The sequence below is a fragment of the Pseudomonas sp. SDO524_S393 genome (assembly GCF_054071875.1).
On the sequence record NZ_JBSVVZ010000004.1, the window covers coordinates 16,687 to 32,481 of the forward strand.

At 56.0% G+C, this 15,795-nt stretch carries 12 protein-coding genes, 2 tRNA genes and 1 pseudogene; 9 read left to right on the forward strand and 6 right to left on the reverse strand.

From position 1 onward, the window contains the following. Positions 1–15 precede the first annotated feature (15 nt). Positions 16–1,884, forward strand: coding sequence for an MFS transporter (locus tag ACW9IB_RS03145; RefSeq protein WP_457366817.1), 1,869 nt, complete (start codon positions 16–18; stop codon positions 1,882–1,884). A gap of 118 nt (positions 1,885–2,002) precedes the next feature. Here ACW9IB_RS03145 and sugE read toward each other — a convergent pair whose 3' ends face one another. The 3 genes from sugE to rdgC form a co-directional block, all read right to left on the reverse strand. Continuing rightward, on the reverse strand, positions 2,003–2,317 hold the full coding sequence (gene sugE, locus ACW9IB_RS03150; protein WP_457366818.1) for a quaternary ammonium compound efflux SMR transporter SugE: 315 nt from the start codon (positions 2,315–2,317) through the stop codon (positions 2,003–2,005). A 113-nt stretch (positions 2,318–2,430) separates the two neighbouring features. Continuing rightward, the gene (locus ACW9IB_RS03155; protein ID WP_457412297.1) at positions 2,431–3,390 is read right to left on the reverse strand and encodes a bile acid:sodium symporter family protein; all 960 of its coding nucleotides are present in this window, start codon (positions 3,388–3,390) and stop codon (positions 2,431–2,433) included. Between the two features lie 164 nt (positions 3,391–3,554). Then, positions 3,555–4,475, reverse strand: a complete 921-nt coding sequence (gene rdgC, locus ACW9IB_RS03160; protein ID WP_457366820.1) for a recombination-associated protein RdgC — start codon at positions 4,473–4,475, stop codon at positions 3,555–3,557. A 158-nt stretch (positions 4,476–4,633) separates the two neighbouring features. Between rdgC and ACW9IB_RS03165 the strand changes: the two genes are divergently transcribed. From ACW9IB_RS03165 to ACW9IB_RS03190, 6 genes are all read left to right on the forward strand, one after another. Continuing rightward, positions 4,634–4,709 (forward strand) — tRNA-Val (locus tag ACW9IB_RS03165). Between the two features lie 19 nt (positions 4,710–4,728). Next, positions 4,729–4,805 (forward strand) — tRNA-Asp (locus ACW9IB_RS03170). Between the two features lie 233 nt (positions 4,806–5,038). Continuing rightward, a complete protein-coding gene (locus ACW9IB_RS03175; protein WP_016970244.1) occupies positions 5,039–6,352 on the forward strand; it encodes a tyrosine-type recombinase/integrase in 1,314 nt (437 codons plus the stop codon). Between the two features lie 612 nt (positions 6,353–6,964). After that, positions 6,965–7,141 (forward strand): hypothetical protein, encoded by a 177-nt coding sequence (locus ACW9IB_RS03180; protein WP_016970246.1) that lies wholly within the window; start codon positions 6,965–6,967, stop codon positions 7,139–7,141. Positions 7,142–7,351: 210 nt separating this feature from the next. After that, positions 7,352–7,675, forward strand: coding sequence for an nSTAND3 domain-containing NTPase (locus ACW9IB_RS03185; RefSeq protein ID WP_335739932.1), 324 nt, complete (start codon positions 7,352–7,354; stop codon positions 7,673–7,675). A gap of 429 nt (positions 7,676–8,104) precedes the next feature. Beyond that, entirely contained in the window at positions 8,105–8,461 is a 357-nt protein-coding gene (locus ACW9IB_RS03190; RefSeq protein ID WP_196775080.1) for a hypothetical protein, read from the forward strand. A 188-nt stretch (positions 8,462–8,649) separates the two neighbouring features. On the opposite strand, the gene ACW9IB_RS03195 is transcribed toward ACW9IB_RS03190, so the two are convergent. Beyond that, a complete protein-coding gene (locus tag ACW9IB_RS03195) occupies positions 8,650–9,711 on the reverse strand; it encodes an alkene reductase (RefSeq protein WP_457412299.1) in 1,062 nt (353 codons plus the stop codon). A gap of 119 nt (positions 9,712–9,830) precedes the next feature. Here ACW9IB_RS03195 and ACW9IB_RS03200 point away from each other — a divergent pair, with 119 nt between their 5' ends. Further along, the gene (locus tag ACW9IB_RS03200) at positions 9,831–10,733 is read left to right on the forward strand and encodes a LysR family transcriptional regulator (RefSeq protein ID WP_016970250.1); all 903 of its coding nucleotides are present in this window, start codon (positions 9,831–9,833) and stop codon (positions 10,731–10,733) included. Here ACW9IB_RS03200 and ACW9IB_RS03205 read toward each other — a convergent pair. Further along, positions 10,722–11,534, reverse strand: coding sequence for an alpha/beta fold hydrolase (locus ACW9IB_RS03205; RefSeq protein ID WP_457412303.1), 813 nt, complete (start codon positions 11,532–11,534; stop codon positions 10,722–10,724). The two genes, ACW9IB_RS03200 and ACW9IB_RS03205, sit on opposite strands and share 12 nt — an antisense overlap. A gap of 159 nt (positions 11,535–11,693) precedes the next feature. Here ACW9IB_RS03205 and ACW9IB_RS03210 point away from each other — a divergent pair, with 159 nt between their 5' ends. Next, the gene (locus ACW9IB_RS03210) at positions 11,694–11,882 is read left to right on the forward strand and encodes a hypothetical protein (protein ID WP_016970252.1); all 189 of its coding nucleotides are present in this window, start codon (positions 11,694–11,696) and stop codon (positions 11,880–11,882) included. Positions 11,883–14,446: 2,564 nt separating this feature from the next. On the opposite strand, the pseudogene ACW9IB_RS03215 reads toward ACW9IB_RS03210, so the two are convergent. Then, positions 14,447–15,658, reverse strand: a pseudogene (locus tag ACW9IB_RS03215) (dicarboxylate/amino acid:cation symporter). Positions 15,659–15,795: the final 137 nt, after the last annotated feature.

The following is a 15,795-nucleotide window of genomic DNA, read 5'->3' on the forward strand; positions in this document are numbered from 1 at the left end:
GCAGGAACACGGACGATGAGCCACCCCTCACAATTCACCTTGCTGCGCACACGGCGTTTCCTGCCGTTTTTCATCACCCAGTTGCTGGGTGCGTTCAACGACAACATCTTCAAGCAGTCGCTGATCCTGGCCATTCTTTACAAACTCACGATCGACGGGGACCGCTCCATCTGGGTCAACCTGTGCGCGTTGCTGTTTATCCTGCCGTTCTTTCTGTTCTCGGCGCTGGCCGGGCAGTTCGGCGAAAAGTTCAACAAGGACGCTTTGATCCGGGCGATCAAGATAGGCGAAATCGTGATCATGGTGGTGGGCGCCACCGGGTTCCTGTTCAACCACCTGGAACTGATGCTGCTGGCGCTGTTTGCCATGGGCACCCACTCGGCGCTGTTCGGGCCGGTGAAGTATTCGATCATGCCCCAGGCCCTTCACGAAGATGAGCTGGTGGGCGGCAACGGCCTGGTGGAGATGGGCACCTTCCTGGCCATTTTGGCCGGGACCATCGGCGCCGGCATCATGATGTCGTCCACCCATTACGCGCCGGTGGTGTCGGTGGCGATTGTCAGCGTGGCCGTGCTGGGTTATCTGGCCAGCCGGGGCATTCCACGGGCAGCGGCCTCCACGCCGCAACTGCGCCTGAACTGGAATATTTTCAGTGAGTCCTGGGCCACCTTGCGCCTGGGCCTGGGACAAACCCCGGCGGTGTCGCGTTCGATTGTGGGCAATTCGTGGTTCTGGTTCGTCGGTGCGATCTACCTGACCCAGATCCCGGCCTACGCGAAGGAATGGTTGTACGGCGACGAAACCGTGGTGACGCTGATCCTCACGGTGTTTTCGGTGGGTATCGCACTGGGCTCGATGCTCTGCGAAAAGCTCTCCGGGCGTAAAGTGGAAATCGGCCTGGTGCCGTTCGGCTCCTTCGGCCTGACCGTGTTCGGCCTGCTGCTGTGGTGGAACTCCGGGGGCTTCCCGCAGAACGTGCAGGCCAACGACTGGCTGGCGGTGCTCGGTGTTGGCCAGGCCTGGTGGGTGCTGCTCGATATCCTCGGTCTGGGCGTGTTTGGCGGCTTCTATATCGTGCCGCTGTACGCGTTGATCCAGTCACGCACCGCCGAGAACGAGCGGGCGCGGGTGATTGCCGCCAACAACATTCTCAACGCGCTGTTCATGGTGGTCTCGGCCATTGTGTCGATCCTGCTGTTGAGCGTGGCCAAGCTGTCGATCCCCGAATTGTTCCTGGTGGTGTCGCTGCTCAACATCGCGGTCAACGCTTATATCTTCAAGATCGTCCCCGAGTTCACCATGCGTTTCATGATCTGGCTGCTCAGCCATTCCATGTACCGCGTGGAACACCGCAACCTGGAGCGCATTCCGGACGAGGGGGCGGCGCTGTTGGTGTGCAACCACGTATCGTTTGTCGATGCGCTGTTGATCGGTGGCGCGGTGCGTCGGCCGATTCGCTTTGTGATGTACTACAAAATCTACCGTTTGCCGGTGCTCAACTTCATCTTCCGCACCGCCGGGGCGATTCCGATTGCCGGGCGTAATGAAGATATCCAGATCTACGAAAAAGCCTTCACGCGGATTGCCCAGTACCTGAAGGAAGGGGAGCTGGTGTGCATCTTCCCGGAAGGCAAGCTGACCGCAGATGGTGAGATGAACGAGTTTCGCGGTGGGGTGACGCGAATTCTGGAGGAGACGTCGGTGCCGGTGATTCCACTGGCGTTGCAGGGGTTGTGGGGGAGTTTCTTCAGCCGTGACCCGAAGAAGGGCTTTTTCCATCGGATCTGGTCACGGGTGGTATTGGTGGCCGGTGAGCCGGTGGATGGGCCGACGCCTGCCAGGCTGCAAGAGGCCGTGGGCGGATTGCGCGGAAACCTCAGGTAGTTTTTGTGTTGGCTGTGCCGGCCTCTTCGCGAGCAAGCCCGCTCCCACATTTGAAATGCATTCCAAATGTGGGAGCGGCGGTTCGACGCTTCGACTTGCTCGCGAAGGCGGTAGTAGCCTAGGTACTGATTTTGAGGCCGATAAGCCCGCAAATGATCAACGCCACACTGACCAGCCGGAACAGTGCCATGGACTCGCCAAACAGGATGATCCCGGCGATCACGGTGCCCACGGCGCCGACGCCGGTCCAGATGGCGTAGGCGGTACCCAGCGGCAATTCCTTCATGGCCAACCCCAGCAGACCGAGGCTGATGGCCATGGCGGCAATCGTCAGGGCGGTGGGTAATGGCTTGCTGAAACCATCGGTGTACTTCAGGCCTACGGCCCAGCCGACTTCAAACAAGCCGGCAAAAAACAGAATGATCCAGGACATGCTGGCTTCCCCTCTACACGGTGGGGTCGTCCCCGGATTGAACGCATGAGAGCGTCGCGAGGTCGTCCCCGCGAAGCCCGGTAGAGTGCCGAATATTGATCGGGTGATCAAGTTTACGGTGTGGTTTCCAGTGCGCGTCGGTCTTCCTTTTCGCTCATGCGGCGGAAGTAGGTCGAGAGCAACGCTCCGGAAATATTGTGCCACACGCTGAATAGCGCGCTCGGCACCGCCGCCAGGGGGGAGAAATGTGCGCTGGCCAGCGCGGCACCCAGTCCGGAATTCTGCATGCCCACTTCCAGGGCCAGTGACTTGCGTTGCGCCAGTGGCAGCTTGAACACACGGCCGGTGAAGTAGCCCAACAGATAGCCGAAGCTGTTATGCAGCATCACCACCGCCATGATCAGCAGGCCCGACTCGGCGATCTTCGCCTGGCTCGCGGCGACCACCGCCGCGACGATAATCACGATGCTCAGCACCGAGACCAGTGGCAATACGTCCACCGCATGACGCACGCGCTCACCGAGCAAGCGTTGTGCAATCACGCCAAGCACGATCGGCAGCAGCACCACTTGCAGGATCGACCAGAACAACTCCATGAACGACACCGGCAGCCATGCCGAGGCCAGCAGCCAGATCAGTGCGGGCGTCAGCAGCGGGGCGAGGAGGGTGGTCACGGCGGCGATCGCCACCGACAGCGCCAGGTCGCCCCGGGCTAGCCAGGTCATCACGTTGGATGACGTGCCGCTTGGGCAGCAGCCGACCAGAATCACCCCGACGGCGATTTCCGGCGGCAGATGAAACGCCTGGCACAGCAGCCATGCCACGCCCGGCATGATCACAAAGTGCGCGACCACCCCCAGGGCCACACGCCACGGATGACGGGCGACTTCGGCGAAGTCGTCGATCTTGAGGGTCAGCCCCATGCCGAACATCACCAAGCCCAGCAACGGTACGATGGCGCTTTTCAAGCCGACGAACCAACCGGGCTCAAGGAACGCGAGCACCGCGAAAATCAGCACCCAGTAGGCGAAGGTATTACCGACGAAGCGGCTCAGGGCGGCAAGTGCGCGCATGGGGAATCCTTGTTATTAGAATGCTTGGGGTGGCACCCCGATCAAATGTGGGAGCTGGCTTGCCTGCGATAGCATCAACCCGATCTGACTGAAGACCGAGTTGCCTGCATCGCGGGCAAGCCCGGCTCCCACACTGTCCGTGCCCATATGAGAACGGTGTTGGCTTAAATGCCTTGCGGAGTCTCTTCACCGCCCAGTGCTTCCACCAGCGCCGGCAGGAAATCGCCGAAGGTCAGCATCATCAGGGTAAAGCTGGCGTCCAACTGGCCCAGAGCTTCGTCGCCGCCGTCCTGTTCGGCCTGGTCTTGCAGCAGGTCTTCGAACTTCAGGCGTTTGACGGTCATTTTGTCGTCAAGCATGAAGGACAGCTTGTCCTGCCAGGCCAGGGACAGTTGGGTCACGACTTTGCCGGTGCTCAGGTGCAGCTGGATTTCTTCGCTGGTCAGGTCCTGGCGTTTGCAGCGCACGATGCCGCCATCTTCGTGGGTATCGCGCAGTTCGCATTCGTCGAGGACAAAGAAGTCGTCGGCGGCTTTCTGGGTGGTGACCCAATCGGTCATCACGGCGGTTGGCGCGGTCTTCACGGTGAGCGGGCGTACCGGCAGGGTGCCGATGACTTCACGCAGGGTGGAGAGCAGGTCTTCAGCGCGCTTGGGGCTCGCCGAGTTGACCAGGATCAGGCCCTGTTTTGGCGCGATGGCGGCGAAGGTCGACGAGCGACGAATGAAGGCGCGGGGCAGGAATGCCTGGATGATTTCATCCTTGATCTGGTCCCGCTCCTTTTTATAGACCTTGCGCATCTGTTCGGCTTCGATCTCTTCGACCTTCTCCTTGACCGCATCGCGCACGACGCTGCCCGGCAGGATGCGTTCTTCCTTGCGTGCGGCGACCAGCAGGAAGTCGCCGCTGACGTGCACCAGCGGCGCGTCTTCGCCTTTACCGAAAGGCGCGACGAAACCATAAGTGGTCAACTCCTGGCTTGCACAAGGGCGCGCCAGTTTGGTGGCCAGTGCCGCTTCCAACGCCTCGGCATCAACAGGCAGATCTTGGGTCAGGCGATAGATAAGCAGGTTCTTGAACCACATGGGGCGAGTCTCTCCTTTATACAAAGGGGGGCATTATTCTCTTGATAGCGCCGCAGGCCAACCCTGGCTAAGCCATTGGAAGCTATCAAAAAAAGATTTAAGAAAGTGCTTGCCAGACCCAAGGTCGCTCCGTAGAATGCGCGCCACACCGAAGCGAAGGGTGATTAGCTCAGCCGGGAGAGCATCTGCCTTACAAGCAGAGGGTCGGCGGTTCGATCCCGTCATCACCCACCATTCGTTTCATGTGTTACGCGCAGCGGTAGTTCAGTCGGTTAGAATACCGGCCTGTCACGCCGGGGGTCGCGGGTTCGAGTCCCGTCCGCTGCGCCACATTTGCTTCCACTAAGGCTCACTGAGCGCTTGGAAGTGCCGGAAATAGCGGCTTTGAGTCGCTTTTTTCGTTTTCTGAATTCCACTGGAATCCATCTCCAGCCACGGTTTTTAAGTACATATGTAAGTACACCGTCGGCACAGCCTTTTACGATACCTCGCCCATCAATTTTCGTATTGGTTCGTCTGCCATTGGGTTGTATTCCCCTCCTTGATGCAAAAGGAGGTGTCTGATGGCTCTGACAGATACAGCGATCAAGCAAGCCAAGCCCGCCAGCAAGCCTTATACGTTAACTGATGGGGATGGCTTATCTCTGCAAGTGCCCCCGACGGGTTCGAAGCGTTGGCATTTCCGTTTCTATTGGCATGACAAACAATTGCGTATTTCCCTCGGCATCTATCCCGACGTGAGTCTAAAGGAGGCTCGTCAGCGGAGAGAGGCTGCACGTGTGCTGGTGGCCAACAATATCGATCCCCGATCGCATCGTCGTGCCGAGAGGCAGAGAGCCTCCCGTGCCGCCAACAACACGTTTGAAGCGGTTGCTGATCGTTGGCATGAGTTCCGAAGTAAAAAGCTGACGAAAAGCAAGAAGGGCAGTGCGGAGCAAGCCAGCAAATACCTAAAGAAGGACATGTTGCCGTGTTTGGGCGATCTTCCGATCGCGGATATTTCTCGTGGCGACGTGCTGGAGCTCATTCGACGAATTGAGCGCAGAGGAGCGCTGGTGTCTGCTCGAAAGGTGCGGACCTGGCTCAACCATATCTTTCGTTTTGCTATGGCGGAAGGGCTTATTAATGTGAACCCAGCAGCAGACCTTGATATCGTTGCCGAGACGCCGAGGCCGATCCGCCATAATCCCTTCCTCCAAGTTAATGAACTTCCAGGATTGCTCAGAGCCGTCACCCACTGTGAGTGTGCGGAAAAGACACGGCTTGGTATTCGTCTATTGCTTCTGACGGGCGTGCGTACAGGAGAGCTGCGGGCGTCGACGCCAGACCAATTCGACTTCGATAGGGGGATCTGGCTAGTGCCGCCGGAGGGGGTGAAGCAGCTCCGAAGTCGTGTGCGAACTCAGGGAAATGAGATTCCGCCTTATGTGATTCCGCTGTCTATTCAAGCAATTACAATCGTGCGGCGGCTGATGCAATTAAGGATGCGCGGCGCACGGTATCTCCTGGTTCACCGATACGAGCCGCAGGAAATGATCAGTGAAAATACCCTTAACACCGCGATTGGTCGGATGGGTTTCAAAGGAAGGCTCACCGGTCATGGCATCAGAGCCACCATCTCGACGGCGCTCAACGAGGTTGGCTTTGTAGAAGAGTGGATTGAGGCGCAGCTTTCCCACGCTGATGCCAACCAAATTCGGGCTGCTTACAATCATGCAGAATACGTCGAGCCGAGACGTAGGATGATGCAATACTGGGCGGACTTATTAGATGCGCTGGAGGTAGGCGTTCCGCTCCCTGAACCTGAAGCTTACATGTCGGAAATCGGACGACATTCAACTGATTGTATGAGCTTGAAGCGCGTAGCTGCTGATTAGCAGTCCGATTCAGGCTATGCGATCAAGGTCAGGGAGGATAGATTTGATAAGGCCAATGATTCACATACTGCGGCTGGTCGCCGATTGGGGAAGAGGGGCTTCGAGAAAGCCAAAGTGTGGAGCACCGGTGAGTGCTACCAATGCGATCAACTGGTGCGACGAAATCGCATACGAATCAAAGGGGAGGTATTTCTCCGTGGGGTTGCTTGGCGCCTGAGACAATCACTCGACTACTAGCGTGCGGCGTTAGGCTTTTCATGGATCCTCCTAATAGTCTGCCGTCAGCTAGAGAGGTGGCATTGCGTTGCTTCTGTAAATATCGTTTTAGTTTGGATGCCGATTGCGTCCCCGCAGGCGGGCGAATCTCTCTTGCGCCGCTTGGCATTTCTCGTGTTGTTGCCACATCATGACGGGAGAGACTCTGTTAATCAGGTCTCCTGTACTGCCCGAACGTAGAGCAAACGGTCCTTGGAGCGACCTAGCACTTCACACCATCGGCTGGTGCGCATTTCAGCATCTATGCTCCCGGGTATGCGAAGTCGTGCTTGGCCGGCCCGTGGAAATCTTCCGCGAAGATCAAGACGGCGGTCAGCGTCCGATGCAACAAAGGCATTGAAGCTCAGTGATATCGCTACCGAAATTGCCCATGTCGAGGAGCTGGTCAAAGCCGGTCAAGCCGAGGCCTACGCCTTCATGACGAACATGAGTGTAGATGCGCCCGTGGCAGCCGCAATGCGTGCTAAATTCCGCGCGATTGGTGTGCGTAAGCCGCACATTCTCGGTCGCTAGTATGTCGTACGTATTATCAGGAGCAGCTCGCGCCTCCGGGCCCTCTTTCCGCAGGTCTACGGCCTAGGCGACCTCACCTCGATCGTAGATGAGCGGCTCAGCGAACAGAGCCGGGCGTTGCTTGACAGCTGAATTCCAAAGCTTCGCACCTATGTTCCTACCTAGGCTCATCGGGATGCGGTTGACGCGAGCTCTGAGCACGGAGTTGTACTGCTACTCGGTAATCCCGGTAGATCCGCGATTGGCGCCATCGTGTCGACCATGGCGTCGGAAAATCCAGACAATACCGTACTTGCTCTAACCGGACCGCGCGACTTTGAGGCCGGTTGGAATCCTAATGATCCAGAGCGCTTCTTCTGGATCGACGATGCCTTCGGCCCCAGTGTGCTGCGCGACGAATATGTGCAGGACTGGACGTCTGCCTTCTCCAAGTTGCGGGCCGCGATCAAGCATGGCAATCGATTTCTTCTAACTTTCCGAAAACATATCTATGAAGCGGCGCGGCGCCAGCTCGGGCAGCGCAACCTTGCCTAATTCGCAGGCCGTAGCGCCGTGGTGGATGACGGCGAGTCGACGTTCGAAGAGAAGACGCAGATTCTCTATAATCATGTAAATTTTGGTGAGCAAAGCCAGAGCTGGCGTTCGAGAATCTAACCGCTGTCGCTACGGTTCGCGATTTTCCCCTCTTGGGTCGCCGCACGTCTTGGCGGCCCAAGCTTCACCTAGGGCCTAGCGCCCAGCGAAAGCTCACTCGTGCGCTTTATGAGGGAGCCGACAGAGCGCTTATTGTTACCGTCAACGCCTTAGATGATCCTGCAGACCGCGCTCATCCTCGTGTATGTCCATCAGGCCTGATTAGATCCTAGCGATCATGATCCTTCGGCCGCACAGGCGGTCGCTGAGCTGACTGGATACACTCTCACTAAGATTCAGGATTGTTTCGCTGAGCTGAAGGGCTTGTTCTTGAAGCTTCCCGGATCAAAATGGACGTTCGCCCATCCGACGATCTCCGATGCCCTAACGGAGGTTCTGCGCCAGAAGCCCCATATGATGGCGGCGCTCATACGAGGCGCGACTATCGACACCATCCTGAGCAGTTACACTTTCGAGGGCTCCCCGCTCATTCGAGATATGCTTGTCATCCAGACAACGCTCTACGAATTGCACCGCAATTGGATGCTGTTCCACTTTCTCTCCTGTCGTTCGAGCGAGGCAGTGGTCGTCAAAGCCGTCGAGCAATTTCCCAATCTACTTCGACGGTCCGACTGGCAATCTGATCTCACTAGCAACGATCCCCGGATCGCCAGCGCCAGGTCCTAGTCCACAAACTGATCGGCTATTCTATCAATGTTACACCTCTTTCAGTAAGGACTATGCCAGGGAGTTGATCATCCATCTTTTCGCGGTAATGGTCGATACGGTGTTGGTGGAGAAAGCTATGACTATCCATGCAAGTCCGTATACCGAGCAGAGAAATACGGACTTCCCATGATCCTCGAGCCGTCTGATTAGGTCTCCAGTAACGGATAATCCGTATACCCTTTCGCGCCGCCCCCGTAGAAGGTTTGCGGGTCGGCTTCGTTCAGCGGTAGCTCATCACGCAGACGCTGTACCAGATCTGGGGTCGCCAGCGCCCAGCGCCCGACAGGTGCCATATCGGCAAGCCCGGCCTCGATGTCGGCTGCCAGGTGTTCGCGGGCGCGGTTCACCCGGTTGACCAGCAGTACGCCTGGCCATGCCTGGCGCAGCGTCTTGAGTAGGACGTCATCCCCGTTGTGGGCTAGGTGCAGGTACGCCAGGTTGCGTTGTGCCAACTCGGCAACCAGCGTACGATATAGCTCGGCGTGCTCCGGCCCTTCTGCGATACCACCCAGTGCTGAACCCGGCGATAGACGAATTCCCGTACGCTCGGCGCCGATCTCGGCCACCACGGCATCAATCACTTCGAGCGCGAAGCGCAGGCGTCGCAGGATCGAGCCGCCGTAGGCGTCGTCCCGCTGGTTGGCATTGACAGCCAGGAACTGCTGGATCAGGTAACCATTGGCGCCGTGTATCTCTACGCCGTCAGCACCCGCTTCGATGGCACGGGCTGCAGCCTGACGGAAATCGCTCACAGTAGAACGAATGTCCTGCTCACTCATGGCGCGCGGCGCTGGCACTTGCTGCATGCCCTGGGGTGTAAAGATCTGCGCGTCTGGAGCGATCGCCGATGGCGCCAGAGCCTGACGGCCGTGGGCGGTGTTGGATGGATGTGACATGCGGCCGGCATGCATCAGTTGGATGAACAGATGGCCACCGCCGTCATGCACCGCATCGCTGACCTGACGCCAGCCAGCCACGTGAGCATCGCTGTGCAGCCCCGGGGAGTCGAGAAAGCCCTGGCCATCGGCACTGGGTTGTGTTCCTTCGCTGATCAACAGCCCCAGTGAGGCGCGCTGGCCGTAGTATTCCGCGGCCAACGGGCCTGGAGTGCCGCCGGGAAGCGCACGGCTGCGGGTCAAGGGTGACATGGCCAGGCGATGTGTCAGGTTGAGGTTGCCGAGCTGGATAGGGTCCCAGAGCGAGGTCATAAGGTATCTCCTGCGGATGAGTTGAGGTGAAGCGTACGCGTGAGACACAGATTATTCTGTTCCGTATTCTGTGAGTAGGGTTTAATATTTGGACTTAATGTCTCATAAATGGATCAGTGATGGACCTTTCAGCCTTGGCGGACTTCAACCTCGTTGCAGCCCATGGCGGTTTCGGCAAGGCCAGCCGCCTCAGTGGACGTCCCAAGGCCACGCTTTCGCGGCGTGTCATGGACCTCGAGCTAAGCTTGGGCGTTCGGCTTCTGGAGCGCGGGGCACGGTCTTTGCGCCTGACTGAGGAGGGACAGGTGCTGCACGACCGCACCCAAGGCTTGCTCGACGATATCGTCGAGGCGGGTGAACTTGTGTCGGCAGGGCAGAGCGGTCCACGCGGTCACCTGCGGGTCAGTGCCCCGGTACTGTTCTCCCATACCTTGCTTGGGCGCCTGGCTGTAGGTTTTGCCCAACGCTATCCGCAAGTACGCTTGGATATCACCGCCGAAGACCGCAATGTCGATCTGGTCGAGGAAGGTTACGACGTAGTGATCCGCGTCAATCCCAGGGCGGACGCACTGCTGGTGGGGCGCTGTTTTGCCCGCGATGACATGCTGCTCGTGGCGCCGGCAGCTTTGCCTCGACCCACCGCATATAGCAGCGGCGAGATTGCCGAGGTACCGGTCGTGGCGTTGGCCAACCGGTTCGATAACGGGCCCTGGTACTACCAGGACGGTGACGCACTAGGCGCGGTGATGCCTAATGTGCGCCTGCGCCTGTCATCGTTGATCATGATCCGGGATGCAGTGCTCGCCGGCGCGGGGGCCGCGTTGATCCCTCGATCCTTGTTGCTGCGCGATGAGCAATTGGCGAAGCTGTCGATCTGGGGGCGCATGCCCGACAGGCCGATCGAGCTATGGGCCCTGCATGCCTCGCGTCGGCTGGTTAGTCGCAAAGTCTCGGCGTTCACCGATTACCTGTGCGAAGCCTTCCCCGATCAGACGCTCAGTCACGGATTCTCAGTCGATTGACCTGTCGCCCGCAAGAAACGCCAGCAGATCGCGGAGCACGGCGTCCTTTTGCTCGATCATCAGGTAATGGCCGGCTTCGGGATATTCGAGGTACTGCGAATGCCCGATCATCTGCGCTGCCAGCCGGCCGGTAGTCGCAGGTGGGGCGCTCTCATCGCGGGCGCCATGCAGGATCAAGGTCGGCACCTTGATTCCAGCCAAGTCCTGGCGAAAATCGGTGGCGTACCAGGCTTGGGCGCAGGCTGCGATAGCGTGCTCAGAGGACTGGTAAGTCTGGGCCAGATACCAGTTGCGCAGCCCCGGCTCCGAGAACGAGGCCCGCGCATAGTCCCCAAAGAAGCGCTGTCGATCCTGACGCAACGCCTGCATCAAACCGTCGAAGGCTGCCGGCGGCATGCCGTCGGGGTTGCCTGGGGAACTGGCCAGTTGCGGTGTCACCCCAGCCAGCAGCACGATCGCTGCGATGCGGCGGTCGCCGTGACGGGTCAGGTAGCGTGCCACTTCGCCGGCCCCCATCGAATACCCCACCAGCGTGACATCTTGCAGGTCCAAGTGCTCAATCAGTTGCGCGAGGTCGTCGCTGAGTGTGTTGTAGTCGTAGCCGCTCCAAGGCTGGTCGGAGCGTCCGAAACCGCGGCGGTCATAACTGATTACGCGGTAACCGGACTCGGCCAGGCGGGTGGCATGGTGATCCCAACTGGCAGACGACATCGGCCAGCCATGGATCAGCACCACGGGGCGGCCGTGGCCCCAGTCATTGTAGTGCAGGGAAACGGTGTCCGAGGTCAGCAGCATAGGCATGAGAGTTGAATCCGAGCAGGGAAGGAGCGGATATTCTCGCTGGGGCGACGAGAGAAGAATAGCACCGAAATCGGGACGCGCTGTTCCGGATCATGGACACCAGTGCATCCCTGAAACATGACTTATCATCCGTCCGACACCAGACATTTGAGCAATGGCATGAGGCCATGGATCGCACCGGCCCTGTTGGCCAAGCTCGCGGGTTGCTCCGACAGCCCCTCGGAGCTGCGTCCTGCGCGCCAGCAGAGCGATGCGTGCTGGACCTACAGATCGTTGATGACCGCGCCCATGGCGCCGGATGCCATGGCGCTGTTGCGTGAGGCTTGCGGAAAGTCAGAGGCAGGCTGAGACTCAGCGCGCCTGGGTTAATGTCAGAAAATAGCCGTAGAGTCCGCATACCAAACTCCCGCGAGCCGTAAGGCAAACCTGGAGTGGCCAGGCGATCACGAAATAGAATGTGCCCGTGCGTTGCGGTGAATGGCTCCAAAGGTCTCGCTCGGTGAATACCATCCGTTGTCGTCGAGTGGTGGCCAGCCTCGCTTACTGTGAGGGGCGCCTTGAAACCGAGGATTTGCGGTATTCTCTAGGGTTTTCTGCAGACTATAGTAACGGAACAGAGCGCTCTCGGATGGTGGAGCTGGGCAGGGAGCAGAGTTTTGCTCAATGGGACAAAAACTAGAGCTCTGCGCCCAAAAAAAAGGCCGGCAGTGCATATTTAGGCCTTATACAACCGGCTCTACTCTTGGAGGTAGACCTGGTCGTTCGCGATCTACTATTACACTCTCGCCGGCATCTTGAGCGGTTCGTAGCGCATGCTGTTACATATAGTCGAAGTGTCTGGTTGTGACGGATCTTCATTTTATGGACTGACGGTGTAACCGTTGATCGAATCGCAATCCTTCAGGTGCACGGTGCAATGTCTAAGAAACTCGCGTGTCGGCGTCGCGCCACTAGAGAAGGCAGGGTAATACGAACCGTTGACCTCGATCCTTTTCACAGTCCCTACAGAAATTACTCGCTGCAGGCCCTTGGGGTGAACTGCCTGCGGCAGGGTGCTTAGCTTCAGCCCTCATCTCGCTGAGGCGTTGAGCTTCGTTCAGTTCTCTTTCCATAGAAGTGTCTGTTTCTCAGATGATTCAAGGTCAGGAAAACGCGGTAAGTTCGCCCAACAGTAGGTAATGGATGGCGTTCCCATCAAGTAGGGGGTCCACCCCGTTAACAACAACACTTCGAGTAAGCTCAGATCGAGCCGAAGGAGTGTTCGTGTCCAAAGTATGAAACACAGTCCCGACTCCAAATGGAAGGCTATCGATACGGCCTGTCGCTCAGAGGCCTACTGCCGCCAGGCAGCCTGAGAAGCCGGCCAAGCTCCGAGCCTGCTGAATCGCTGGGATACTTCATCCTTTTTGTGGAGGTGCTCCCAATTACGCACCTTTGGACGAGCATGTTAAAAATGCGAACATAATTATCAAACCTTGTCTTCGAGGAGGCCTGGGGTGATAGCTTTGAAAATACCGACTCGGGAATATGAGAAACGCTCCCGTAGTCCGTGGCTTTCATCAACTTATCGGGTGTGACTGCGATATCGGGCTCAGCAATGCCATCAAATTTGTTTCGTCCAAAAATAACAGTGTCAGATCCACAAGGCGCTCGGTCCTGATGTTTTTCTTAAAATACGACCCACTCATCAGTAGAAGGCATTGTTGGACTAGGGTGAATAGTTGTTTCCTGCACGGTACCCCATGAAATGACTACCACCCAGTTATTACAGCTCTCTAATACCCGACTAACAGTTTTCAAGGGGGCTTTGGTTGGTTTTACAAACCGTCCCAAGCCTGTGTGAGCCAAAATCGTAACCGTGTCAGGTGCGCTCGAAAAAGTGATGTTAACTTTGCTTCATAATTTCGTTCAAGATAAAGTGTTTTTATCTCGCCGGTGTGGGTTCCATCAGAGTTATATATGACATTATGAAGAGTCGCAACAAGACGTATCTTGCCTGCCTCCTAAAGTAGATCAGAAAGCGATTCGGCCGATAAAGACATTGTCCCATCAGCGCGGTGAATGCCACTTGGAGTGTGCTCCTTTGCACTGAGTTAGACTGAGTCTTCAGCGATTATATTGAGACTAATTCTGTGTGAATTGTAAACTCACTAACTCCAAAAAGTGAACCTGGGTATGTAAGATATTGCTATCTTTAAGTGTTGGGTAGCATAACGGTCCATCGGGTTAAATCGGGTGATTATGAGGTTTAGTCACTCTTGATAATTTTCACGTAATTCAAGATGTTTTTTAGCGTACGTGGCGTCGGCCAATGAATAGTAATAGAGTCCGTATTTTGGTCTGGTATAATGGTTAGTTCCAAATGTATCTACTTTGGAGTCGGCTTAGTAACTTTCGAAGCTGTCCCGTTTTTGTAGCAATGGGAATGGCATGACGACGGAGCGAGCAATGCGGGTCGTCATGTATTTGCTTACCAGGTTCCGTAAAGTTGTACTCTGAAAAGAACAGTTTGAAATGTGAAAGTGAGAGTCGGCTAGATCTAAAGTGGTTGGTGGTGGAGTGGTGCTGTTGTTTGTCTTAGACGAGCAGCTACCCGTTACTGTTATCAGGAGAATTAGTAGGGCTCGTTTTGTTGTTTTGTTATATTCATTGCGAGCTTGTTGTAGTGCGCTTTAGGTTGTGTGGGAATTTACCTATGATTTAATTTTGTTGTCGGTGTATTTTCTGACTTGCATGTTGATTTATTTGATTTATTTGATTTATTTGATTTTTTTGTTTTTGGCTCTATTTTTTGGAAGATTAATGCGGGTGTTTGAATTTGTCTTGTATCTGGTAAGTGTATCTTTAGATTGTTTTTATTGGCGTGGCTGTATGGTTTCTGGCGGTGAGTCTTGCCGTTTTTCTGGCTCAAACTAGGCAGTGACAGCAGTAGCGACACTGTTACCTACAACACTGGTAGCTGTCCGCCCGATGTCCAAAAATTGCTCCACACCAAGGATGAGCAATAGGTCTGCCTCGGGGGTGTGGAACATAGCTAGACTAGAGGTCGCGACAACGAATGCCGCACGCGCGATATCGGCTATCCCTTCGCTCGTTACCATCAAGGTCAACAGGATCAGGAACTGCTGCATTATACTCAGTTCAATGTTATAAGCTTGGGCGATAAAGAGTATTGCAAACGCCTGGTACATCATCGAGCCGTCAGGGTTGAATGAGTAACCCACGGACAACACAAAGCTGGAAACCCGCTTTGGATTTCCAAACTTTTCAAGTGTCTCCATAGTCTTTGGATAGGCCGATTCGCTGCTCGCAGTGGAGAACGCCTGCAGCATTGGCTGCGAATGAGATTTGCTAGTTTGAAGATTGAATTGCCGAGGAAGAAATAGCCCGCGACAAAAGTGAGAAAGGCACAGTGCGGAAATTCCCAATTAGAACTGCGCGATAAGTTTTCCGTAGTCCATAACAGCGAGGCGCCTTCAGTCGACAATGCTGATGCGATCGTCGCAAACACCCCAAAATAGCGCGAAACTCATGGTATAGCTCAGTGAGTTTTGGCATGATTTTGGCCAGTTCGTCAATGCAATCTGCCACCTCCGAATGGCTCGCACGTTTGAGGGCCACGGTGGCGAAACCAAAGAAAATTGAAAACACTACGATCTGAGAAATTTCGTTGTTAGCTAGTGACCCGGCAAAGTTGCGAGGGAACACATGACTGATAAAAACCTTGATGCTCAGGTCGCTCCCTGCAACGGATGTAGCACTGCCAGCCTCAGAAATAGCAGACAGATTGAGTTCGGCCCCTGGCTGGAAAAAGTTGGCCTGAATTATGCTTGTCAGAATTGAAGAAAAAGAGGCGATAATGAACCACACCATCGCGCGCGCCCACTCGTTCCACTGAGCGTGAAGTGCCCATGCTGGCCATTCCGCCAACCAAAGTTGCAAATACAAACGGGCCGATGATCATCTTGATCATCCGCAAGAATGATATCAGTAATGAGGGAGAAATAAGAGGCGATTTCTTTAGCTGGGTCTGGGCTATTAGCCAAAAAATGACATGCGCATCCCACAACTACTCCCGAAATTATCCCATATGCAATGCGGCGTGGAAGTTTATTTTTGTTCATCGCGCTATATCATGTATTTGAAATTTGTGGCTTGTGGAAAATATCAAGGGTAGGATTTTATTATCGGTGGCTGTTAGTGGGTGATGGACTTTTTATGCGGCGTGCTACCTCTTGTGGAAGTGCGCTCACAAATCTTA